We start from the raw sequence: 22,819 nt of genomic DNA on the forward strand, positions 1-22,819 counted from the left end.
TGTCTTACCGGCGCGTCAGAAGCCGCCGTCGATCTCGATGGTGCTGCCGTCGAAAAAGCGCGAAAGGCGAAACGCGCGTGGATCGACGAGCGGCGCATCGTTCGCGACGATATCGGCCATCAGTTGGCCCGCGCCCGGCCCGATGCCGAAACCGTGGCCCGAGAAACCCGTCGCGATGAAGAGTCCCGGCCTGCCTTCGACGCCGGAGATGACGGGCACCGCGTCGGGCGTGACGTCGATGTATCCGGCCCACGCCTGTTCGATGCGCAAACGGGCGAGCGCCGGAAAGACGGCGCGGAATTCCTTGAGGGCCGCTTCGTTGAACGATTCGACCGGCGCGGGATCGAGGGTGCGCACGGTCTCGAAGACGGTCGGCCGGTCGAGCGGCCAGCGGCGCGGCCTTCGCAGTTCCTCGAAGAAGCGCGCGTTCAGGCCGAGCTTGATCGAGCCGATCTGGCTCTTCAGCGCGGGCAGGAACCTGGCGAACAGGCGAAAGCTGTCCGGCGTGATGTCGTGATAGCTGTGAAACGCGTTGGCGATGGTGTAGCCGCCGTCGAGCCGCTTTCTGTATCCCATCTCCTGATTGCACGCGCTCACGGCCGGGCCGTCTTCGTGCGCTTTCACTTCCGACGTGCGCATGACCGACGAGCGAACCATGAGTTGCGGCACATCGACGCCGAGGCTGCCCGCGAAATAGCGCGTCCATGCGCCGCCCGCGACGACCACGCTCGCGCAGCCGATGCGCCCGTATTCCGTGACGACGCCGCTGATCGCGCCGCCGCTCGACTCGATGCCGCGAACTGCGCAGGGCGTCAGCACTTTCACGCCGCGCTCGCGCAGCGCGGCGGCCATCGCGGGTACGGCGCGTTGCGGCTCGGCGCGGCCGTCGCTGGGCGTGTAGATGCCGCCAGCGAAGCGCCGCGACGCGCCCGGCATCAGCGCCGCGGTTTCGTCCGGCGAGACGATGCGCGAATCGAGCGCGCCGCGGCCGACGAGCGCGACGGCGCGCGCGAGCCAGGCTTCGTGATCGGCGAGGGCGTCGGCATCGTCGGCGGCATAGAGGATGCCGCATTCGCGAAAGCCCGTGTCGATGCCGAGTTCCGCATCGATGCACCGCCACAGCTTCAGGCTTTCCAGGCTGAGTTCGAGTTCGCGCAGGTCGCGGTGCGTCGCGCGGCACCAGCCCCAATTGCGGCTCGACTGCTCGCCGGCGATGGCGCCCTTCTCGCAGACGGCGACCGACAGCCCTTTCTCCGCGAGCGCGCGCGCGGTGCTGATGCCGATGATGCCGCCGCCAACGATGACGACGTCGACGCGATCCGGGAGCGTGCGGTCTTCGGTGATGCGTTCGGTAGGTGGACCCATGTTATGTCGTAGTTTTCAGGACGTTCCGGGCGATCCTCGCGGACTTCGAGGCGAGTTCGTGGTTGACGTGCTGGTCAAGGTGATAGTCAGCCATGACGCGTGCATTTCGCAATTCAACCAGGTCTCTGGCGATCGCTTGCGACACCTCGTATTACCTATCGGCCGGGTTGATCATGGGACGACTCAGTTGCGCAATGAGTTGTTCGTGACGGCCGCGCGCGCGTCCGACGGTGCCGGGAACCGGCAGTCGCCGATGAAACGCATGGGCCGCATGAAATGCACCGTAGTACGCCCGGCTGCAGACAGCCCGATACCGGGGTTCATCTGCCGCATCGCTCAGCAACGCAGTCGCGCATTCGACAAGCTCCTCGGCGGTGCTGCTCATACGCACGCTCCGTTGATCCTGACGGCAAAGGCGATGGGTTCGATACCGTCCAGCTTGTTTTCCTCGAGCATCACCTCGTGGTCCATGCCCCGTGCCGGCTCGAACGCAAGCGGCACTCGCAGCCTGTAAGTCACCGTGCGCCATACCCCTTCCACCGATATAACCTGCGTCGCGATAACCGCCTGATACCCATGCCGCCGCAACACCACGCCGCCGCAATCGAGCCGTTGCGCGATTTGTTCGTCGGCGACATTCGCATCCGACATGATCGAATGCGCTTCCAGCACGTCCGCCGACCACGCCTCATCAAGACTGACGCCCGTCCTGCGCGCCTCTTCGATCAACTCTGCCGTGCGTCCGATCGCCCCGACAAGGAACCCATACCGCGCGATCGTCGCGAGATCCGAAGCGCGCCGGTCCGCAAGCTCGCGAAACAACGCCTGCGCCCCGGAAAACAGGCCCAGGTTCAGCCGCGTGATCATCCAGTTCTCGCGATTCACGCCCGTGCACCCGAGCGCCACGCTATTTCTGAACGCCGCCTCCGCGCCTTCGACGTCGCCGGCGAGCGCGCGCCACGATCCCGTCAGTTCCCACGCGGCGCACGCGTCCACGCGCATGAGACGGTCGATGTCATGCCTGATGGCATTCCATTCGCGCGACAGCGGCGTGATTTCCGAGGTGTCGATAAAGCGCGGCGAGGCAGCCTGCAGCGCGTTGAGGCGATCCACGATCTGATGCGTTTTCGGTTGCGGTAGTGCGTTCATGCTCATTGCCGAGAAATGCGAAAAACAATGCCGTGGCCGATGCGCGAAGCAGGTGCGCTTTATCGCGCATCGGTCAAAACGGCGGGTCAAAGGATGCTAAGTGAATCGTTCGCGTTTGACCATACGAATGAAGTTGCCTAAAGGCATCGAGATCGCGACGATTGCCCGAAAAGCCTTGTCGCAGAAGGCGTTGCGGGCGGCATAGTCCGAACGTCATAGTCCGCTCCGCATCGTTGCTGCGTGCGTTCGCACGTTCCGCTACGATGCTCGACGGCGGGCCTGTCCAAACCGTTCGGGCTATCGAATCGGGCACGGCGCGTGCGGGTCTTCATGACGCGTGCGCTTCGCCGATCGGCATCGCGTGAGCGCCGGTCATCGCAATTCCACTTCATCTTTCGGAGAACTCTCATGCAAAAGACAGCATCGGCAAAATGGAGCGGCGGCATCAAGGACGGCAAGGGTTTCATCACGACGCAAACCGGCGTGCTCAACGAAGCGCCCTATGGCTTCAAGTCGCGCTTCGAGGAAGGTCCGGGCACGAATCCCGAAGAACTGATCGGCGCGGCGCACGCGGGCTGCTTCACGATGGCGCTCTCGCTGCAACTCGAACTGGCCGGCATGAAGGCCGAAAGCCTCGAAACGAAGTCCACGGTCACGCTCGACAAGGACGGCGATGGCTTCACGATCACCGCTTGCCAGCTCGACCTGAAGGCGAAGATTCCCGGCGCCGACAAGGCCGCTTTCGACAAGGCGGCGCAGGCCGCGAAGGAAGGCTGCCCGGTCTCGAAACTGTTCGCGGGCAACACGAAAATCACGTTGAACGCCGAGCTCGTGTCCTGAGCACTTGGCACGCGCGGTCAAGCCACGCGGACGGGCGTGTCATCCGTCCGCGTTTTTTTCGCGGGTCAGTTCCTCGATGATCAGCCGCGCCGGGGCCGGCAGCGCCGCGCCTTTGCGCGTCACGACGCCATAAGGCTCCGTGCGTGAGCGCACGGCGATGGCGAGGCGCTTCGCCAGTCCGTGGCCGGCGAGGAAGGTCGCCATGTCGAGCGGCATCATCGCGACGAGCGTCGGGTCGCGTTGCAGCAGCAGCACGGTCGTGATGGTCGACGCCGTTTCGACCGGATGCTGGGGCAGCGGCAGGCCCGCTTCCTTGAATTCGCGCTCGTAGAGGCTGCGAATCGGCATGATGGCCGGATAGACGATCCATCGGCTCGACGCGAGATCGGCGAGCTCGACGCGCGGCGCATCCACGAGCGCATGCGCGATCCCCGAAACGATCGCGAGCGGTTCGTCGCGCAACTCGACATAGTGATAGTGATCCGGCTGCCGCGCGACGCTCGCACGGCAGATCGCGACATCGAGCCGTCCCTGGTCGAGCAGCGAGAGCAGCCGCGCGCTCGTGTCCTCGACCACTTCCACCGTCAGCGCCGGCTGCCGTTCCCGAAGACGCGCGAGCGCGTCGACGAGCACGCCCGACACCGCGCCCGTGATCGCGCCGATCGCGAGCCGCCCGCCCGTGCCTTGAAGAATGCCCGCCATTTCCTCGCGCAAATGCGCGACGTCCATGTGAATCAGCCGCGCATAGCGGATCACGCAGCGTCCGAGGTCATTGGGCTGGATGCCCTGGGCGGAACGCGTGAACAAGGTCGCGCCGAGCGTGGCCTCGATTTCGCGCAGCGCCTTGGTCGCGCCGGGCTGCGTGAGCGCCATTTCGTCGGCGGCGCGGTGCAGCGAGCCGTGATCGTCGAGGGCGATCAGAAGGCGCAGTTGCTTGAGCCGCAGACGCGCGGCAATGGAATCGGCGTTCGGCAGCATGCGCTCGAAAAGAGGAGATCAGGGAGAACACGAAGATAACGCAAAGTTATCTCCCGTGCCGCAGCTTTCATTATTCAAGCGCGCCGGGGTTCTCTACATTGTGGGCTTCCCATCAACTGTTCAAGGAAGCCCCGACTCATGAAGCTCTTGCGATACGGCGCGCCTGGCCGCGAAAAGCCCGGCTTACTCGATGCCAACGGCACGATCCGCGATCTGTCGGGCGTCGTCGGCGATATCGCGGGCGACGCGCTGCTGCCCGAATCCATCGCGCGCCTGGCGAAGCTGGACCCGTCGACATTGCCGAGCGTGCCCGCGGGCGAGCGCATCGGGCCGTGCGTCGGACGCATCGGCAAGTTCATCTGCATCGGGCTGAATTATGCCGACCACGCGGCCGAGTCGAATCTGCCGGTGCCGTCCGAGCCGGTCGTGTTCAACAAGTGGCTCTCGGCGGTCGTCGGCCCGAACGACGATGTGCGCATTCCGCGCGGCTCGAAGAAGACCGACTGGGAAGTCGAACTGGGCGTCGTGATCGGCAAGGGCGGCGCGTATATCGACGAAGCCGACGCGATGAGCCACGTCGCCGGTTACTGCGTGATCAACGACGTCTCCGAGCGAGAGTATCAGATCGAGCGCGGCGGCACGTGGGACAAGGGCAAGGGCTGTGACACGTTCGGCCCGATCGGCCCGTGGCTCGTCACCACCGACGAAGTGCCCGATCCGCACAAGCTGCCGCTCTGGCTCGAAGTCGACGGCAAGCGCTATCAGAACGGCAATACCAGCACGATGGTCTTCAAGGTGGGCGAGATCGTTTCGTATCTTTCGCGCTTCATGAGCCTGCAACCGGGCGATGTCATCTCGACGGGCACGCCGCCGGGCGTCGGCATGGGGCAGAAGCCGGAAGCCGTCTACCTGCGCGCGGGGCAGGTGATGCGTCTTGGCATCGAGGGATTGGGTGAACAACAGCAACGGACGGTGGACGCATGAACCAGTACGACTTCACGAATCGCGCGGCGGTGGTGACGGGCGGCGCGCAGGGCATCGGTTATGCGGTGGCCGCGCGGCTGCTCGAAGGCGGCGCGCGCGTCGCGCTGTGGGATCGCGATGAAGGCGCGTTGTCCGAAGCGCGCGCGCAACTGGGCGACGTGCAAACCGTGTGCGTCGATCTGATCGATCGCGATGCCGTCGCACGGGCCACGTCGGCGACGCTGGCGCGCTTCGACAAGATCGACGTGCTCGTGCACAGCGCGGGCATCGCGGGCGCGAACGCGCCGGTCGCCGATTACGCGCCCGAAGAATGGTCGCGCGTGATCGACGTCGATCTGAACGCAGCCTTCCACGTGAATCAGGCCGTCGTTAAAACGATGATCGCGCGCGGCTATGGACGCATCGTGAATATCGCGTCGATCGCGGGCAAGGAAGGCAATCCGAACGCGTCGGCGTACAGCGCGGCCAAGGCCGGCGTGATCGCGCTGACCAAGAGCCTCGGCAAGGAAACGGCCGGGCTCGATATCGCGGTGAACGCCGTCACGCCGGCCGCCGCGCGCACGAAAATTTTCGAGCAGATGAAGCAGGAGCATATCGACTACATGCTCTCGAAGATTCCGCGCGGGCGCTTCGTCGAAGTGAAGGAAATCGCGTCGATGGTCGCGTGGCTCGTGTCGTCGGAGAACTCGTTCACGACGGGCGCGGTGTTCGATCTTTCCGGGGGACGTGCAACGTACTGACATCGCAGCATCCATAAAAATCAAGGAGACTACCCCGTGGATTCCATCGCCGCCCCGCGCGCGCTCGCGCACGACGACGCCCAGATCTACCGCAAGGTGTTCTGGCGCTTTGTGCCGCTGTTCGTTGCGTGCTTCGTGTTCTCGTATCTCGACCGCATCAATATCAGCTTCGCGAAGCTGCAGATGCAAAGCGAGCTCGGTTTTTCCGATGCGATGTACGGCTTCGGCGCGAGCGTGTTCTTTGTCGGATACTTTTTGTTCGAAGTGCCAAGCAATATCGTTTTGCATCGCGTCGGGGCGAAGCGCTGGATCGCGCGCATCATGATTACCTGGGGCATCGCATCGGCGTGCATGATGTTCGTGCGCACCGACACGTGGTTCTATGTGCTGCGCTTTCTGATCGGCGCGCTCGAAGCCGGTTTCGTGCCGGGCGCGCTGTACTTCTTCACGAAGTGGTTTCCGTCGTCGCGGCGCGGACGCATCAATTCGTTCTTCATGGCGTCGATCGCGCTGTGCGGCATTATCGGCAGTCCGCTCTCGGGCGCGATCATGAAGTTCTGCGACGGTCTCAACGGCATGCCGGGCTGGCAATGGCTTTTCCTGCTCGAAGGCATTCCGTCGGTGCTGCTCGGCTTCGTCGTGCTCGCCTTCGTCGATGACGACGTGGATCACGCGAAATGGCTCGACGCCGGCGAAAAGCGCGCGCTCAAGGCGCAACTCGCGAGCGACCCGAAAGTCGGCGAAGTGCATTCGCTGAAGGCCGCGTTCAGCGAACCCGTCACGCTTGTGATGGCGCTCATTTATCTCTTTCTCGCGATGGGTATCTACGGCCTCGTCTTCTGGATGCCGCAACTCGTGAAGACGGCGGGCACGAGCGATCCGTTCATGATCGGCCTGATTTCGATGCTGCCATACGCGGTCGCGGGCATCGGCATGATCCTGATCGGCAAGCACTCGGACAAGACCGGCGAGCGGCGCTATCACCTCGGCGCGTGCGCGCTCGCGGGCACGGTCGGCTATGTGCTGTGCGGCTTCTTTCCGGGCAATACGGTGATGCTCGTGATCGGCCTCACGATCGCGGCGACCGGCATCATTACCTCGCTCGGGCTGTTCTGGATTCTGCCGACGCGCTTTCTCACCGGTATCGCGGCGGCGAGCGGCATCGCGCTCATCAATTCGGTGGGCCAGTTCGGCGGCATCATCAGCCCGTACATGGTCGGCAAGGTGAAGACGATGACCGGCAGCGCGACGCCCGGCCTCTATGCCATTGCGTTCGCGTGCCTGCTCGGCGCGATGCTGATCGTCTGGGGCTTGCCGCGCCGACTGTACTTCCGGGAAAGCGGCAGCGAGTGAGACGTTCTAGTGCGCTCGGCCGTGCTTCCGCGCGGCCTTGTGCGCGTACATCTTGCTGTCGCTCGACGCGAGCAGATCGATGACCGACGCGTGCCGCTTCGCATCGAACTGTGTCTGCCCGACGCTGAAGCGAATCTGGTAGCCGCGCGACGCAGCCGCGTCGCTCGCCGCCAGCGCGTCGCGCAACCGGTCGAGCGCGCTTTGCGTTTCATCGCCGCGGGCGTCGGTCAGAAGCGCGACGAACTCGTCGCCGCCCAGCCGCCCGATCACGTCGCTTTCCCGCAATGACCCGCGCAACGCGTCCGCAAACGCCACGAGCGCGCGATCGCCTTCGGCGTGACCGAACGTATCGTTGATGCGCTTGAAATCGTCGAGATCGAAGAACAGCAGCGACGCGTCGCGGCCCACGCGCTTGCACACGTTCAACGCGTGCTGGGCGAGCGCCTCGAAGCCGCGCCGGTTCGCGATCAGCGTGAGTTCGTCGACGGTCGCGAGCTCGATCGCCGCGATCTCGTGTTCCGCGATATGCGCGAGATCGCGCAACAGGCCGCGCTGGTCGGCGTCGAGCTCGCGCGGCCGCGTGTCGATGAGGCACAGCGTGCCGAGCTTCATGCCGTTCGGGACCGTGAGCGGCTGGCCCGCGTAGAAGCGGATGCCCGGATCGCCCGTCACGAGGGGATTGTCGTGAAAGCGCGCGTCGGCGCGGGCGTCGGGGATCATGAAGACGTCGTCCTGCAGGATCGCGTGCCCGCAGAAGGAGACATCGCGCGACGTCTCCTGCGCGCCGAGGCCCGCGCACGATTTGAACCACTGCCTGTTTTCGTCGATGAGGCTGACCAGCGCCATCGGCACATCGAAAAGCCGCCGCGCGAGGCGCGTGAGGCGATCGAAGCGTTCTTCCGCGGGCGTGTCGAGGATGCCGAGCGAGCGCAGCGTGGCGAGGCGGGCGGGTTCGTTCTCGGGTTTCGGGGCGACGAGCATGTGTCTTTCGGTTCCTCTTCGTGGGCGCGAAGGCCTTATTCTCCGACAATTGCGCGATTAATTCACCCCGTGGCGGCATCGTGCGCGAGAACGCGCGCCACACGGCGTTTTCGCTATCATGCCGATGGTCTGCGGCCCTTTGTCACGGCAAGTTTCTTGCACGCGCGGCGCTCGATCGGGTCGGATGCATTCGGCGCGTTCTTGCAGCGACCTTGCGGCCGCATTGCATGAGCCGACGATTCCCTTCACCCGATCTCCCCGGAGCGCCGATGAAATTCAAGCTGGACTGGACCCTCGTTACCCCGATCGTCGCGCTCGTCGTGCTCGGCGCAGCCGCGCTGATGCCGGGAGCCTTCATGACCGCGCTCGCGGCTATCGCGCTCGCGTTTTCCGTGTTCGCGGCCGTGCATCACGCGGAAGTGGTCGCGCATCGCGTCGGCGAGCCATTCGGCACGCTGGTGCTCGCCATCGCGGTCACGGTGATCGAGGTGGCCTTGATCGTCTCCGTGATGCTCTCCGGTGGCCCGGAAAAGGCCGGCCTGCCGCGCGACACCGTGTTCGCCGCCATCATGATCTGCAGTTGCGGCATCGTCGGCCTGTGTCTGCTCATCGGCGGCTTGCGGCATCACGTGCAGGACTTTCAGCTGCAAGGCGCGGCCGCGGCGCTCGCGATTCTCTGCGCGCTGTCCGTGCTCACGCTCGTGCTGCCGAACTTCACGAGCACGGTCGTCGGCCCGGCGCTGTCCACGTCGCAACTGATTTTCGTCGGCGTGATCTCGCTCGTGCTGTACGTGACGTTCGTGTTCGTGCAGACGATCCGCCATCGCGATTATTTCCTGCCGTTCATCCCCGCCGCCGCCGTCAATGCGAACGGCGAAGAAGATGCACCGCACGCGCCGCCGCCGACGAATGGCGAAGCGTGGGCCGCGCTCGGGTTTCTGATGCTGTCGCTCGTGGCGGTGGTCGGGCTCGCGAAGCTGCTGTCGCCGGCGGTCGAGGCGGGCGTCGCGGCGGCCGGCGCGCCCGAGGCCGTGGTGGGCGTCGTGATCGCCGCGCTCGTGCTGCTGCCCGAAGGGCTCGCCGCCTTGCGCGCCGCGCGCCTGAACCGGCTGCAGACGAGCCTGAATCTCGCGCTCGGCTCGGCGCTCGCGAGCATCGGGCTGACGATTCCGACGGTGGCGGTCGTATCGATCGTCATCGGCCAGCCGATTTCGCTCGGCCTCGCGCCCAAGGAAATCGTCATGCTGGCGCTCACCCTGCTCGTATCCGTCATCACGCTCGGCACGGGCCGCTCGACGGTGCTGCAAGGCGTCGTGCATCTCGTGATCTTCGCGGCGTTCCTCTTCCTCTCCGTTGTGCCTTGATGGACGTCGTGCGTTCAGGCGTGCGTTTTTGTTACCATTCGCGGTTTCGCGCGCGCTGGCGCGCGACGTGTCGTCGTCTCATCGAAAGTCCCGAAGGAAGAGCATGTCATTGAAGAAGTCCGCATCGCTTGCGATGCTCGCCGCACTGGCCGCCGTTTCGTTTTCCGCGCAGGCCAAAGAGATCACGCAAATCCGTTTCGCCGTCGATCCGTCTTATCCCCCGTTCGAATCCAAGCAGGCCGACGGCAAGCTCGCCGGTTTCGATATCGACCTCGGCAATGCGCTGTGCGCGCAGATGAAGGTCAAGTGCGTGTGGGTCGAAAACAATTTCGACGGCATGATTCCCGGCCTGAAGGCGCGCAAGTTCGACGCCGTGCTGTCCGACATGGGCATCACCGAAGAGCGCCTCAAGCAGATCGATTTCACCGATCCGTTGTATGACACGCACGCGCAGCTCGTCGCGCGCGCGGGCTCGGGCATTTTGCCGACGCCGCAGGCGCTCAAGGGCAAGCGCGTCGGCGTGGAGCAGGGCACGGTGCAGGAGCGTTACGCGAAAGTGAAGTGGGAGCCGCAGGGCGTGACGGTCGTGCCTTACGGCGATCAGGAGCAGGTCGAGGCCGATCTCGTCGCGGGCCGCATCGACGCGATGTTCACCGACGCCGCGCAAGCCGCCATCGGCTTTCTGAAGAAGCCGCAGGGCAAGCCGTTCGCGCTCGTCGGGACGATCGTCGAAGACAAGGCGATCATCGGTCCGGGCACGGCCATCGGGCTGCGCAAGGGCGATGCCGATCTGAAGAACGGCCTGAACAACGCGTTCGCCGAGATCAAGAAGAACGGCACGTTCAAGCGCATCATGGCGAAATACTTCGAGACCGATATCTCGATCCAGTGATCGCCGTCTGACACGGTCACACGAAGAAGGCATCGTTCGCGGTGCCTTTCTTTTTTGACGAGGGAATCCGACACGATGCAGGTCCATCATCATCCGCTCGTCTGCGCGTCGCTCGGCACCGCGCGCGCGATCACGAGCTATCGATTCGGTCCGCAAGGCAGCGACGCCGATACATCGCCGAAGGTCTATATCCAGGCGTCGCTGCACGCGGACGAACTGCCGGGCATGGTTGTCGCGTGGCGGCTCAAGCAGCGTCTCGCCGAACTGGAAGCGGCCGGGCGGCTCGCGGCGCGCGTGGTGCTCGTGCCGCTCGCCAATCCGGCGGGGCTGAATCAACACTGGTTCGGCGCGCAAATGGGCCGCTTCGAGATGTTATCGGGCCAGGATTTCAACCGGCGCTTTCCCGCGTGCGGTCCGGCACTCGCGCTCGAACTGAAGCGCCGCCTGACGGACGACGCGGCGCATAACGCGCGGCTCATCCGCGCCGCCTTACGCGCGCATTTCGAGGCGATGAAGGCGGCGACCGAACTCGAATCGCAACGCATCGAACTGATGAAGCTCGCTTGCGACGCGGATCTCGTCATCGATCTGCATTGCGACTGGGAAGCCGTCGCGCATCTGTACACGACGCCCGAAGCGTGGCCCGCGATCGAGCCGCTCGCGCGCTTTCTCGGCAGCGAGGCGCAATTGCTCGCGGACGTGTCGGGCGGCGAGCCGTTCGACGAAGCGTGCGCATCGGTGTGGCGCTATCTGCGCGGCGCGTTCGGCGAGCGTTTTCCGATTCCGATGGGCATGAAGCCGGTCACGCTGGAACTGCGCGGTGTGCGCGACGTGTCGCACGAGATGGCGGCGCGCGACGCGCAGGCGATCATCGACTATCTGACGCATATCGGGATGATCGCGGGCGAGGCGGCCGAGCCGCCCGCGCTGCGCCATCCCGCGACGCCGCTCGCCGGATGCGAGTACGTGCACGCGCCGGTGTCGGGCGTGATCCTGCATCGGCGCGAAATCGGCGACAGGGTGCGCGCGGGCGAGACGATCGCCGATGTGCTCGATCCGCTCGGCGACCGGCTCGTGCCGCTCGTCGCGCAGACCGAAGGCGTGCTGTACGCGCGGCACTGGACCCGTTTCGCGACGGCGGGCATGCTGGTCGCGCGCATCGCGGGCGCGGAGGCGGCGCGCACCGGCGATTTGCTCGTCCCCTAGAATAGATTCGGCTCTGACCTCACGTCACTGGAGAACAAGAAAGCATGCTGAAGAACATCGATCCGCTGCTCAACGCCGACATCCTGCACGCGCTCTGCGCCATGGGGCACGGCGACGAAGTCGTGATCTGCGACGCCAACTTCCCCGCCGATTCCGTCGCGCGCCAGACCGTGCTCGGCCGGGTGCTGCGCCTCGACGGCGTGAGCGCGCCGCGCGCCGTGCGGGCGGTGCTCTCGGTGTTGCCGCTCGATACCTTCGTCGATCATCCGGCCGAGCGCATGGAAGTTGTCGGCGATGCAAGCGCGCAACCCGCCGTTCAGCGCGAGGCGCAGCACGAAGTGGACGCCGCAGAAGGGCGCGCCGTGCCGTTCGCATCGGTCGAGCGTTTCGCGTTCTACGAGCGGGCGAAACGCGCCTATTGCGTCATCGCGACCGGCGAAACGCGCGGGTACGGCTGCTTCATCTTCAAAAAGGGCGTGCAACTCGCGCCCGACGCGCCGCAGCAAAATTGACCGGCGCACTAGGGAATACCCTGTTGCTTTTTTGACAAGTTGTTGCAATGCAGCGTGAAAGGCGTATAGTCAGGGTTATCCCCTAGCTACTTACCCTGAGAGACGCACATGAAAACCACCGCACAACAATCCTTGCTCGTTTCGTTCGGTTCCTGGCTGCGCGCAGCAAAGGCTACGCTGCGTCGCGAGTGGGACCGTGCGCTGCAATTGCATCTGCAAAACTGCGAAGTGCTCGTCGAATCGTATCGCCGCAAGTAAGCGCGGTAGTCGGTTAAGCGCGTTGGTCGACGCCCCCGGAAGCCTCAGGCTTCCGGGGGCGTCGTCGTTTCCGGCGACGATCGCCTTGACATGCAACCAAATGGTTGCATAATGATCGTTATGGATGACGATTCGGTTTTTCGCGCGCTCGCGGACGCGAGCCGCAGGCAGCTTCTCGACCGCCTGCACGATGAAAACGGCCAGACGCTCGGCGATCTCTGCGACGGCCTTCGCATGACGCGCCAGGCCGTGTCGAAGCATCTCGCGATTCTGGAGGCCGCGAATCTCGTATCGACGCAGCGTCACGGTCGCGAGAAACGTCATTTCCTCAATCCGGTGCCGATCCACGAGATCGCGCAACGCTGGATCAGCAAGTTCGAGCGTCCGCGTCTGGATGCTCTGACCGACCTCAAACGCAAGCTCGAAGGAGACGACCATGACTAACGACCACTTTGTGTACGTGACCTACATCCGCACGACGCCCGAGAAGCTCTGGTCCGCGCTGACGACGCCCGAGTGGCAGCGGCAATACTGGTTCTCGATGCATCAGGAATCCGACTGGCAAGCCGGTTCGGCGTGGAAGATGCTGTTTTCCGACGGGCGCGTCGCGGATGCGGGGGAAGTGCTCGAAGCGGAGCCGGGCAAGCGCCTGGTGCTGAAATGGCGCAACGAATTCCGCGAGGATCTGAAGGACGAGGGCTGGTCGCGCTGCACTTACGAGATCGAAAGGCATGGCGACGACGCCGTGAAGCTCACCGTCACGCACGCGAGCGAAGGCAGGAAGTTCATCGAAGCCGTGTCGGGCGGATGGCCGAAGATTCTTTCGAATCTCAAGTCGCTGTTGGAAACGGGACGTGTCGCCATCGAGACGAAGTAAACGCAAAAACGGCGCGCCGTCCTGTCGAACGAGCGCGCCGTTCCCGCAATACAACTAGATCGCCCAGCCCCCGAGGTAGAACACCGCGAGCACCACGGCGATCGCCACCGTGCCGACGTTCAGCTTGCGCCATTCGCCCGCGACGAGCCGGCCGATCACCAGCGTGCTGAAGCCGAGCATGATGCCCGTCACGATGTTCGCCGACAGCACGATGTACACCGCGCAGACGAGGCCCGACATCGTGTCGACGGTGTCTTCGAAGTGCAGCTTGCTCACGTTGCCGAGCATCAGCAGGCCGACGTACATCAGCGCGGGCGCCGTCGCGTAGGAGGGCACGAGCGCGGCGAGCGGCGAGAGGAACATCACCACGAGGAACAGCACGCCGACGACCGTCGCAGCCAGCCCCGTCTTCGCGCCCGCCGCCACGCCCACCGACGATTCGATATACGCCGCCGCCGGCGCGCCGCCGAAGCAGGCCGAGAAGATCGAGCTCAGCGAATCCGCGGTCAGCGCGCGGCCGCCGTTGACGATGCGCCCGTTCTTGTCGATCTGGCCGGCCTGGCCCGCGACCGCGCGGATCGTGCCGGTCGCGTCGAACACGGCGGTCATGACGAGTGCGAGCACGCTCGGCAGCACGGCCATCGAGAGCGCGCCCTTGATGTCCATCGCACCGATCAGCGACGAATGACCCGGCGCCGACAGCGACGGCAGCGCGAACACGCCATGAAAGCGCACGGACGGATCGAACATCAGGCCGATCGCCGACAGACCGATCACGACGAGCAGGATGCCGCCCGGCACGCGCCGGCGCTCCAGACCGAAAATCGCCGCGAGACCGAGCACCGACATCAGCACCGGAAAGGCCGTGATATGCCCGAGCGACACCGGCATGCCGGGCGCGGGATTCTTGATGATCAGCCCGACATCGTTCGAAGCGATCAGCAGCAGGAACAAGCCGATGCCGATGCCCGTGCCGTGCGCGACGCCCGTCGGCAGATTGCGCAGGATCCACGAGCGCACGCCGGTGACGGAGATCGCGGTGAACACGACGCCCATGAGGAACACCGCGCCGAGCGCGATGGCGGGCGTCAGCCCCTTGCCGAGCACGAGGCCGAAAGCCGTGAACGCGGTCAGCGAAATCGCGCAGCCGATCGCAATCGGCAAGCGCGCCCACACGCCCATCAGGAGCGAGCCGAACGCGGTCGTGAGGCACACGGCCACGAACACCGCACTGGTATCGAAGCCGGCTTTGCCCAGCATGCCCGGTACGACGAACACGGAGTAGACCATCGCGAGGAACGTCGTGATGCCCGCGACGACTTCGCGCTTCTCGGTGCTGCCGGTTTGGGAAATGCCGAAATAGCGGTCGAGAAAGCCGCCGCTCACGGCCTCTTTGTGTTCCTCGCGTTCGGTGGGGGAAACGTCGATATCGCCAAGCTGCTGGGCGGAGGATTCCAACATGACTGCTCCTTTATCAGCACGCTGAAACGGAAACACCGTGCACGCATCGGGTATGCCGATACGCACTTCGGTCCGTCGTCAGGGTCGTCTCGTATGTGTAGTTCTGGATAGTGCCGAGTGACGGGCGTTGCCGGCTGCACTCGGTCAGGACAGAGACTAGGGGAACAGAACGCGGGGTCCAATCCCATGAAAAACATGCCGCTCATGCCGAAGGGCTTATATGCCGCGAATCCCGCATGGGGCGGGGCTTGCGCATGAGTGGAAAAAGGCCGGACTAGGGCAAACGCTTAGTCCGGCCAGGGGCGCTATTTTACTCGCGCGGCGTTGTGCGGCGCATTATCGGATGATGCGCGAGACGCCGCGTCCGCGCGGGTCGGACATCGGTTCGGGCTTGCCGCCGTCGATGCGGATCGCCTGAATGTCGCCGTTGAAACCCTGCATCGTGAACTTGTAGCCCTTCGCTTCGAGCGTCTTGATCACTTCCGGATCGAGCTGATGGAACGGCTCCTGGTAGATCGTGTCAGGCGGCAACAACTGATGGTGAAAGCGCGTCGCGCCCACCGCTTCGGGCAGCGGCATGTTGAAGTCGTACACGTTCGTGATGACCTGGAAGATCGACGTGAAGATGCGCGAGCCGCCCGGCGTGCCGATCACCATCGCGACCTTGTCGTCCTTCGTGAGAATGGTCGGCGTCATCGAGGAAAGCGGGCGCTTCTTCGGCGCGATGGCGTTCGCGTCGCTGCCGACCACGCCGAACATGTTCGGCACGCCGGGCTTCGAGGCGAAGTCGTCCATTTCGTCGTTGAGCACGACGCCCGTGCCTTCCGCGATCACGCCCGAGCCGAAATAGCCGTTGATCGTGTACGTGTTCGACACCGCGTTGCCCCATTTGTCGACCACCGAGAAGTGCGTGGTTTCCGCCTTCTCCGGCATCGACGTGCCGAGTCCCGGCTGGACGCTCTTCGTGTCCGAGGGCGTGTCGGGATTCACTTCCTGCGCGCGCTTCAGGATGTAGTCGTCGTTGATGAGCTGCGCGACCGGCACCTTGTAGAAGTCCGGATCGCCGAGATACTGCGCGCGATCGGCGAACACGCGCTTTTCGATTTCCGCGACGAGATGAATGTACTGCGCGGAATCGAGCGGCACGCCGTCGAACTTGTCCTTGAGATCGGCCTTCATCTTGAGCAACTGCACGAGGCCGACGCCGCCCGAGCTCGGCGGCGGCGCGGTGATCACGCGATAGCCGTTCCAGCTCGCGGTGATCGGCTGACGCCACACGGCCTTGTAGTCCTTCAGATCGCGCTTCGTGATGAGGCCGTGGCCTTCCATCGACTTGGCGATCAGATCGGCCGTTTCGCCTTCGTAGAAGCCTTTCGCGCCTTTATCGGAGATGCGTTGCAGCGTGTTGGCGAGATCGGGCTGCTTGAACGTCTGGCCCGATTTCATGCCGCCGAAGTAGAGATCGAAGTTGGTCTTGTTCTCGAAGTCCTTCGAGGCCGCGTCGCGCCGCTTGATCAGTTGATCGTCGACGACGAAGCCATCTTTCGCGTACTTGATGGCGGGCGCGAGCACCTGTTTCCACTTCAGCTTGCCGAAGCGCTTTTGCGCTTCCCACATGCCGTCCACGGTGCCCGGCACGCCGACCGCGCGATGCCCGAAGAGGCTCATGCCCTTGATGACCTCGCCTTTTTCATCGAGATACATGTTGCGCGTCGCGGACATCGGCGCGCGCTCGCGATAGTCGAGGAAGTACGGGCGATGATCGACGTACAGCGTCATGAAGCCGCCGCCGCCGATATTGCCCGCTTCCGGATACGTGACGGCGAGCGTGAAGGCGATCGCGACGGCCGCATCGACCGCGTTGCCGCCTTGCTTGAAGATCTGCTCGGCGGTGTCGGCGGCGTAGGTGTCGGCGACCGCGACGGCCGACGCCGTCAGGACCTGCGGCTGAGCGTCGGTGGTTTTTGCGTGCGCGGGCGAGGTATCGACGAATCCTGCCGCGACGAGCGCCGACGCGACGATGGCGCTCAGCGCGAGGGACCGCACGCGCGGTTCTTGTTTGAAAAACATGTCCTGCGTCTCCTTTGTTACGTGCGACGAAAACACCACGCTTATACCATGAGCCGCGCGCGATCAGATTCAGGGCATCAACTGGCCACCGTTCACGTCGATGATCTGCCCCGTCACGTAGCGCGACATCGCTTCGGACGCGAGGTAAAGGAACGCGCCGCTGCAATCGTCGGGCTCGCCGATGAAGCCCATCGGGACCGACTTGCGGAACGCTTCGAGTTGCTCAGGCGACGTAAAGCGCTCCTGAAACGGCGTCTGAATCACGCCCGGCGCGACGGCGTTCACGCGGATGCGATCGGGCATCAACTCCTTGGCCATGCCTTTCGTGATGGTGCTGACAAAGCCCTTCGAGGCCGCGTACAGCAGCGCGCCCGGGCCGCCGCCGTTGCGCGCCGCCACCGACGTCACGTTGATGATCGAGCCGCCGCCGCCTTCCTTGAGCGAGGGCAGCGCCGCGCGCGTGAACGCCACGACCGAGCGCGCGTTGATGTGCATGATCTCGTCGAAGAGCTCGTCGCTCACGGACGCGATCGGCTCGCGCTTCACGAGGCTGCCCGCGTTGTTGATGAGCACGTCGATCTTGCCGAAGCTTTCGACGACCTGCGCGACGGCGGCGTCGATCGCCTTCGAATCGCGCACGTCCGCGCCGACCGTGATCGCCGAGACGCCGAGCGCCCGCACGTCTTTCGCGACTTCCTCGGCTTGTTCTTTCGAGCTGTTGTAATGCACCGCGACATTCGCGCCGTACTGCGCGAACGCACGCGCCGCCGCTGCGCCGATGCCCGTGCTCGCGCCGGTGATGAGGATCGATTTGCCTTTGAGATCGTGCATGAATGCTCCGTGTGGAAGAGGGCCCGCCGCGCGGCGGGCGCTGCATGGACAGGTTTTGAAGCGCGCGCTGCAGACGAGAGTATGAAGCGAAGCGCGAGCGAGCGTGTCAGTCGCTTTCGACGCGAACGTCCTGTGGGGCTTCGAACGAATAATGCTCGACCACGCGCTTCACCGAATGGCGGAACGACGCGACCAGATCCGAGCGGATGCCGCTGCTCGGATACGACAGCACGTATTCGTATTCGATGTCCGTCTCGAACGGCCGCACGACCACGCCGTGCGCGCGCCAGACCTTGGCCGCGAACGGCTCGACGATCGAAATGCCGAGGCCGCCCGCGACCATCGCGTAGCGGGTGTGGGCCGTGTCGGTGAACACGGTATAGCGCGGCCGGTCTTCCGTCGACGAAATGAGCGACTGCTCGGCCTCGTAAGGCTGGCGCGAGTTCGGCAGCCAGCCGATCAGCTTTTCGCCGCGCAAGTCGGCCGGCCGGACGATCTTCTTCTTCGCGAGCCTGTGCGTGGCGGGCATGGCGCACGCCGCGGGCGCCTTGAGCAAGGTCTCCACTTCGATGCCCGCGACCGCGGGAAACGCGAGGCTCAGCGCGATATCGGCCTTGTGGTTCTGAAGGTTCACGAGCACTTCGGGCACCTTCACCGAATCGACCTTGATCGGCACGCCGGGATGGCGCTCGGTGAAGTCGGCGAGCACCGGCGGCAGGAGCGTCGTCGCGAGCACGGGCATGCAGGCGACCGTGAGGCCATCGGAGGCTTCCTCGCGAATCATGTCGGCGACCTGTTTCAAACGCTCCAGCCCGAGGAAGTTTTCCTCGACCGACTTGTAGAAACGCAGGCCCGCCGTCGTCGGATTCAGACGGCCGCCGACACGCGAAAAGAGGCTGAAGCCCAGGTCGGCTTCGAGATCGGCGATCAGACGGCTGATCGCGGGCTGGGTGACATGGAGCTTCTTGGCTGCGCCGACACTGGTGCCGGTCATGATGAGGCTGCGAAAAGCCTCGATCTGGCGAAAACGGATCATCTTGCGGACGGCTGTGAGGCGACGGTGAACGTGGGATACGGCGACGCAGATCTTATAGGAAACAAGCACTTGCTGCCTCTAACCTTGCCGATCGGCCCAAACTTTCCGCGCGCCGACTCAAAAAAATGCACGACTATTCGAAAAATTTAGTGACTATAAGCACATGTGAGTGGCATCCGTCTTATTGATGCGAAATACTCGCCGCCAGCTTGAAAGCGCAGATGAAAGCGTTTGCGTCAGAATCGACTACCCGACGTGAGACGCCAGCGCGCAATCGACGCATCGCGTCGACGATTGGCAGAAAGCTTTTTGTTAGATTTGCTAAATTCGTAGCGCGTGTTTATCTCTATTTCGATAAACACGCCGAAACGAAAAGCACGCAAGCCAACGAAGCACCACAAGCAATAAGACGAGACGAACAAAGAGGACTCCCCATGACGTTTTTTGCCGTTCCCCATGCATCGATCCAACGCACGAAGCTCGCCGCCGCCGCGGCGCTGCTTGCCTTGTCCTCACTGAGCGCACTGAACGCGACGGCCGCCGTGGTGCCGCCCGGCGTCGCGCTCGCCGTCAAACAGGAACTCGTGCGCAACAACGGCTCTGAAGTCGAGACGCTCGATCCGGCGCTGGTGGAAACCGTGGTGGCGGCCAACGTCGCTCGCGATCTGTTCGAAAGCCTGACCGCGACGAACAACGATGGCGCAGTCGTGCCCGGCGTCGCCGAGAAGTGGGAGCAGAAGGACGCCACGACCTGGATCTTCCATTTGCGCAAGAATGCCCGCTGGTCCAATGGCGATCCTGTCAGCGCAAACGATTTCGTCTACGGCTGCCAGCGCTTTCTCGATCCGAAGACCGCGTCGTCGTATGCGAGCGTGTATGGCCCGTTCCTCTTGAACGGCGCGGATATCGTCGCGGGCAAGAAGCCCGTCAGCGCGCTCGGCGTGCGCGCCATCGACGCGAACACCGTCGAAGTCAAGACCGACGGCCCGGTGCCGTTCCTGCCGGAACTGATGTCGAATCCCAACCTCGGGCCGGTGCATCGCGCGACCATCGAAAAATTCGGCAAGGACTGGACCAAGCCCGGCAACATCGTCAGCAACGGCGCGTTCCAGTTGAAGGACTGGCAGGTCAACAGCAAGCTCGTGCTGTCGAAGAACGCGAACTATTGGGACAAGACCAACGTCCAACTGACGCAAGTCACGTATCTGCCGATCGAGGACGAGAACACCGACGTCAAGATGTTCCAGTCGGGCGAGAACGACATGACGTATCAACTGCCGACCGGCACGTACCCGAAATACAGCCAGCAGTTCCCGAAGGACATCCGCAATTCGCTGATTCTCGGTACGCGTTATTACAGCTTCAACAATCGCGATCCGCTTCTGAAGGACGTGCGCGTGCGCCGTGCCTTGTCGATGGTGATCGACCGCGACCTGCTCGCGCAACGCGTGACCGCCGATGGCCAGACGCCGCTCTACGGCCTGCTGCCGAAGGGCGTGAGCGGCGCGGACGTGTCGAACTACGAATGGTCGTCGTGGCCCATGGCCAAGCGCGTCGAAGAAGCGAAGAAGCTGCTCGAAGAGGCGGGCGTGAAGCCGGGCACGAAGCTGCGTTTCGCGATGAACACGAGCGATTACAACAAGAAGATGGCGATCTTCGTCGCGTCGGAATGGAAGACCAAGCTCGGCCTCACCATGGATATCGAGTCGATGGAGTTCAAGGTGCTGCTGAAGAAGCGTCATGGCGGCGACTATCAGATCGCGCGCAACGGCTGGGTGGCCGACTATAACGACGCGACCAGCTTCCTCACGCTCGTGCAGTGCAAGTCGGAGCAGAACGACAACTTCAGTTGCAACCCGAAAGCCGACGCGCTCATCAAGCAAGCCGGCGAAACCACCGATCTCGCTAAGCGCGCGCAGTTGCAGACGCAGGCCGCGAAGCTCGCGATGGACGACTATCCGTTTCTGCCGCTGCTGCAATACGGCCTGCCGCGCCTCGTGAAGAGCTATGTGGGCGGATACTCGCTCAAGAACCCGATGGATCACTACGGCAGCAAGGATCTGTACATCGTCAAGCACTGACGGAAAGGAGCCTTTCTCATGTGGTCTTATACGCTACGGCGCGTGCTTCTCACGCTGCCGACGCTTCTGATCGTCGTCACGGTCTGCTATCTGCTGCTGCATGCGACGCCCGGCGGCCCGTTCGACGGCGAGCGCAAGGTATCCGCCGAAGTGCTCGCCAATCTGCAGGCGAAGTATCACCTCGGCGAGCCACTGTGGAAGCAGTACGTCTACTATCTCGACGGCCTGCTGCACGGCGATCTCGGCGCGTCGTTCCGCTATGCCGACTGGAGCGTGAACGATCTCGTGCTGCGCGCGCTGCCGGTGTCGCTCGCAATCGGCGGCGTGTCGATGCTGCTTGCCATCGTGATCGGCGTCGCGCTCGGCATCGTGGCGGCGCTGCGTCGCAACAGCCTCGCGGACTATGCGCTGATGCTCGCCAGCAACGCGGGCAACGCGTTTCCGTCGTTCGTGCTCGGGCCGGTGCTGATCCTCGTGTTCGCGATCCTGCTGAAGTGGCTGCCCGCGGGCGGCTGGAACGACTTCCAGTTGCGCTACATGGCGCTGCCCGTCGCGCTGCTCGTGATGATCAACGTGGCGACCGTTGGCCGCGTGACGCGCGCAAGCCTGATCGAAGTGCTGAACACGAACTACATCCGCACCGCGCGCGCCAAGGGATTGTCCACGCGCACCATCGTGCTGCGCCATGCGTTGAGGCCCACGCTGATTCCGGTCGTGTCCGTGATCGGGCCGCTCGCGATTTCGTCGATCACGGCGGCGGTCGTCACGGAATCCGTGTTCTCGCTGCCGGGCATCGGCAAGCTGATCGTCAACGGCGCGGCCAATCGCGATTACACGCTCGTGCTCGGACTCGTCGTGCTCGTGACGGTCGTGGCCGTGCTGCTCAACCTGCTGGTCGATCTCGCGTATGCGTGGCTCGATCCGAAGATTCGCTATTGAGAGGGCGCGCAATGAAATCTGCTTCACTGGCTCCCATGCTGGACAAGGCGGTCGCGGGTCGCAGTCCGTGGCAGGACGCGCGTGCGCGTTTCCTGCGCAACAAGGCCGCCGTCGTGAGCCTGGCGCTGCTCGTGCTGATCACGCTCGCTTGCATCGCCGGGCCGTGGCTTTTGCCGAACGAATTCGACTCGACCGACTGGAACGCGACCAGCGTGCCGCCCACGCTCGCCGGCTGGCATCTCTTCGGCACCGACGACACCGGCCGCGACCTGCTCGTGCGCTGCCTGATTGGCGGACGCGTGTCGCTCCTGATCGGTGCGCTCGCCACGCTCACATCGGTGACGCTCGGCATCGTGTGGGGCGCGATCGCGGGCTTCGTCGGCGGGCGCGTCGATAACGCGATGATGCGCATCGTCGACATGATGTACGCCATTCCGTATCTGCTCATCGCGATCCTGATGGTGACGCTGCTCGGGCGCGAGTTCTATCTCGTCGTCGTCACCATCACCGTGTTTTCGTGGATGGACATGGCGCGCGTCGTACGCGGCCAGACGCTGTCGATCCGCTCGAAAGAGTATGTCGAAGCGGCGCGCGCGATCGGCGTGCCCACGCGGCGCATCATCGCGCGGCATGTGGTGCCGAATCTGCTGGGCATCGTCGCGATCTACACGACCGTCACCGTGCCCGCCGTGATTCTCACGGAGTCCGTGCTGTCCTTCCTCGGCCTCGGCGTGCAGGAACCGATGACGAGCTGGGGCGTGCTGATCCAGGACGGCGTGGGCGTGATGGAGGCGTCGCCGTGGATTCTGCTGTTCCCGGCGGCGTTGTTGTCGATCACGCTCTACTGCATCAACTTTGTCGGCGACGGGCTGCGCGACGCGCTCGATCCGAAGGACAGGTGA

23 protein-coding genes are annotated in these 22,819 nt (G+C 64.1%); 14 read left to right on the top strand and 9 right to left on the bottom strand.

The window, feature by feature from the left end; genetic code table 11:
• Positions 1–15: 15 nt before the first annotated feature.
• The 3 genes from LY284_RS17970 to LY284_RS17980 all read right to left on the bottom strand — a co-directional run bounded on the left by LY284_RS17970 (position 16) and on the right by LY284_RS17980 (position 2,514).
• A complete protein-coding gene (locus tag LY284_RS17970; protein WP_233387498.1) occupies positions 16–1,365 on the bottom strand; it encodes an FAD-binding oxidoreductase in 1,350 nt (449 codons plus the stop codon).
• 151 nt (positions 1,366–1,516) lie between these two features.
• Entirely contained in the window at positions 1,517–1,750 is a 234-nt protein-coding gene (locus LY284_RS17975) for a hypothetical protein (RefSeq protein WP_233387499.1), read from the bottom strand.
• The gene (locus LY284_RS17980) at positions 1,747–2,514 is read right to left on the bottom strand and encodes a hypothetical protein (protein ID WP_233387500.1); all 768 of its coding nucleotides are present in this window, start codon (positions 2,512–2,514) and stop codon (positions 1,747–1,749) included. Before LY284_RS17980 ends, LY284_RS17975 begins: the two co-directional genes overlap by 4 nt.
• A 408-nt stretch (positions 2,515–2,922) precedes the next feature.
• Here LY284_RS17980 and LY284_RS17985 point away from each other — a divergent pair, with 408 nt between their 5' ends.
• Positions 2,923–3,354, top strand: a complete 432-nt coding sequence (locus LY284_RS17985; RefSeq protein ID WP_014250682.1) for an OsmC family protein — start codon at positions 2,923–2,925, stop codon at positions 3,352–3,354.
• A 39-nt stretch (positions 3,355–3,393) separates the two neighbouring features.
• On the opposite strand, the gene LY284_RS17990 is transcribed toward LY284_RS17985, so the two are convergent.
• Entirely contained in the window at positions 3,394–4,332 is a 939-nt protein-coding gene (locus LY284_RS17990) for a LysR family transcriptional regulator (RefSeq protein ID WP_233387501.1), read from the bottom strand.
• A gap of 138 nt (positions 4,333–4,470) precedes the next feature.
• Here LY284_RS17990 and LY284_RS17995 point away from each other — a divergent pair, with 138 nt between their 5' ends.
• From LY284_RS17995 to LY284_RS18005, 3 genes are read left to right on the top strand one after another with little or no spacing between them, the layout of a single operon-like run.
• Complete coding sequence (locus tag LY284_RS17995) at positions 4,471–5,316, top strand: fumarylacetoacetate hydrolase family protein (RefSeq protein ID WP_053569172.1); 846 nt, start codon at positions 4,471–4,473, stop codon at positions 5,314–5,316.
• Entirely contained in the window at positions 5,313–6,056 is a 744-nt protein-coding gene (locus LY284_RS18000; protein WP_233387502.1) for an SDR family NAD(P)-dependent oxidoreductase, read from the top strand. Before LY284_RS17995 ends, LY284_RS18000 begins: the two co-directional genes overlap by 4 nt.
• 36 nt (positions 6,057–6,092) lie before the next feature.
• Positions 6,093–7,409 (top strand): MFS transporter, encoded by a 1,317-nt coding sequence (locus tag LY284_RS18005; RefSeq protein ID WP_014250686.1) that lies wholly within the window; start codon positions 6,093–6,095, stop codon positions 7,407–7,409.
• Positions 7,410–7,415: 6 nt separating this feature from the next.
• On the opposite strand, the gene LY284_RS18010 is transcribed toward LY284_RS18005, so the two are convergent.
• Positions 7,416–8,390: a diguanylate cyclase gene (locus tag LY284_RS18010; protein WP_233387503.1), complete on the bottom strand. Its 975-nt coding sequence runs from the start codon at positions 8,388–8,390 to the stop codon at positions 7,416–7,418.
• A 269-nt stretch (positions 8,391–8,659) separates the two neighbouring features.
• Between LY284_RS18010 and LY284_RS18015 the strand changes: the two genes are divergently transcribed.
• The 7 genes from LY284_RS18015 to LY284_RS18045 all read left to right on the top strand — a co-directional run bounded on the left by LY284_RS18015 (position 8,660) and on the right by LY284_RS18045 (position 13,499).
• Positions 8,660–9,754: a calcium:proton antiporter gene (locus LY284_RS18015; protein WP_233387504.1), complete on the top strand. Its 1,095-nt coding sequence runs from the start codon at positions 8,660–8,662 to the stop codon at positions 9,752–9,754.
• A gap of 103 nt (positions 9,755–9,857) precedes the next feature.
• The gene (locus tag LY284_RS18020; protein ID WP_014250689.1) at positions 9,858–10,646 is read left to right on the top strand and encodes an ABC transporter substrate-binding protein; all 789 of its coding nucleotides are present in this window, start codon (positions 9,858–9,860) and stop codon (positions 10,644–10,646) included.
• 75 nt (positions 10,647–10,721) lie between these two features.
• Positions 10,722–11,852, top strand: coding sequence for a succinylglutamate desuccinylase/aspartoacylase family protein (locus LY284_RS18025; RefSeq protein WP_233387505.1), 1,131 nt, complete (start codon positions 10,722–10,724; stop codon positions 11,850–11,852).
• A gap of 44 nt (positions 11,853–11,896) precedes the next feature.
• The gene (locus LY284_RS18030) at positions 11,897–12,364 is read left to right on the top strand and encodes an RbsD/FucU family protein (RefSeq protein WP_077158396.1); all 468 of its coding nucleotides are present in this window, start codon (positions 11,897–11,899) and stop codon (positions 12,362–12,364) included.
• Between the two features lie 108 nt (positions 12,365–12,472).
• Positions 12,473–12,622, top strand: coding sequence for a hypothetical protein (locus LY284_RS18035; protein ID WP_156903120.1), 150 nt, complete (start codon positions 12,473–12,475; stop codon positions 12,620–12,622).
• Positions 12,623–12,742: 120 nt separating this feature from the next.
• Positions 12,743–13,066 carry a helix-turn-helix transcriptional regulator gene (locus tag LY284_RS18040; protein ID WP_041732160.1) on the top strand — a complete coding sequence of 108 codons (324 nt, stop codon included), beginning with the start codon at positions 12,743–12,745 and terminating at the stop codon, positions 13,064–13,066.
• Complete coding sequence (locus LY284_RS18045; protein ID WP_233387506.1) at positions 13,059–13,499, top strand: SRPBCC family protein; 441 nt, start codon at positions 13,059–13,061, stop codon at positions 13,497–13,499. Before LY284_RS18040 ends, LY284_RS18045 begins: the two co-directional genes overlap by 8 nt.
• 54 nt (positions 13,500–13,553) lie before the next feature.
• Here the strand turns inward: LY284_RS18045 and LY284_RS18050 are convergent, their stop codons facing one another.
• From LY284_RS18050 to LY284_RS18065, 4 genes are all read right to left on the bottom strand, one after another.
• Positions 13,554–14,960 (bottom strand): NCS2 family permease, encoded by a 1,407-nt coding sequence (locus tag LY284_RS18050; RefSeq protein ID WP_014250733.1) that lies wholly within the window; start codon positions 14,958–14,960, stop codon positions 13,554–13,556.
• Between the two features lie 336 nt (positions 14,961–15,296).
• A complete protein-coding gene (gene ggt / locus LY284_RS18055; RefSeq protein WP_233387507.1) occupies positions 15,297–17,030 on the bottom strand; it encodes a gamma-glutamyltransferase in 1,734 nt (577 codons plus the stop codon).
• Between the two features lie 69 nt (positions 17,031–17,099).
• The gene (locus LY284_RS18060; protein ID WP_233387508.1) at positions 17,100–17,861 is read right to left on the bottom strand and encodes an SDR family NAD(P)-dependent oxidoreductase; all 762 of its coding nucleotides are present in this window, start codon (positions 17,859–17,861) and stop codon (positions 17,100–17,102) included.
• A 106-nt stretch (positions 17,862–17,967) separates the two neighbouring features.
• Entirely contained in the window at positions 17,968–18,897 is a 930-nt protein-coding gene (locus LY284_RS18065) for a LysR substrate-binding domain-containing protein (protein ID WP_045453760.1), read from the bottom strand.
• A gap of 434 nt (positions 18,898–19,331) precedes the next feature.
• On the opposite strand from LY284_RS18065, the gene LY284_RS18070 reads away from it, so the two are divergent.
• Genes LY284_RS18070 through LY284_RS18080 form a run of 3 tightly spaced genes read left to right on the top strand, consistent with a single transcriptional unit; the run spans position 19,332 to position 22,819 of the window.
• Positions 19,332–20,978, top strand: a complete 1,647-nt coding sequence (locus LY284_RS18070) for a peptide ABC transporter substrate-binding protein (RefSeq protein ID WP_233387509.1) — start codon at positions 19,332–19,334, stop codon at positions 20,976–20,978.
• A gap of 18 nt (positions 20,979–20,996) precedes the next feature.
• Positions 20,997–21,917 (top strand): oligopeptide ABC transporter permease OppB, encoded by a 921-nt coding sequence (oppB, locus tag LY284_RS18075; RefSeq protein WP_014250738.1) that lies wholly within the window; start codon positions 20,997–20,999, stop codon positions 21,915–21,917.
• An 11-nt stretch (positions 21,918–21,928) separates the two neighbouring features.
• On the top strand, positions 21,929–22,819 hold the full coding sequence (locus LY284_RS18080; protein WP_233387510.1) for an ABC transporter permease subunit: 891 nt from the start codon (positions 21,929–21,931) through the stop codon (positions 22,817–22,819).

This window comes from Caballeronia sp. PC1, from assembly GCF_021353155.1.
GTDB lineage: Bacteria > Pseudomonadota > Gammaproteobacteria > Burkholderiales > Burkholderiaceae > Caballeronia > Caballeronia cordobensis.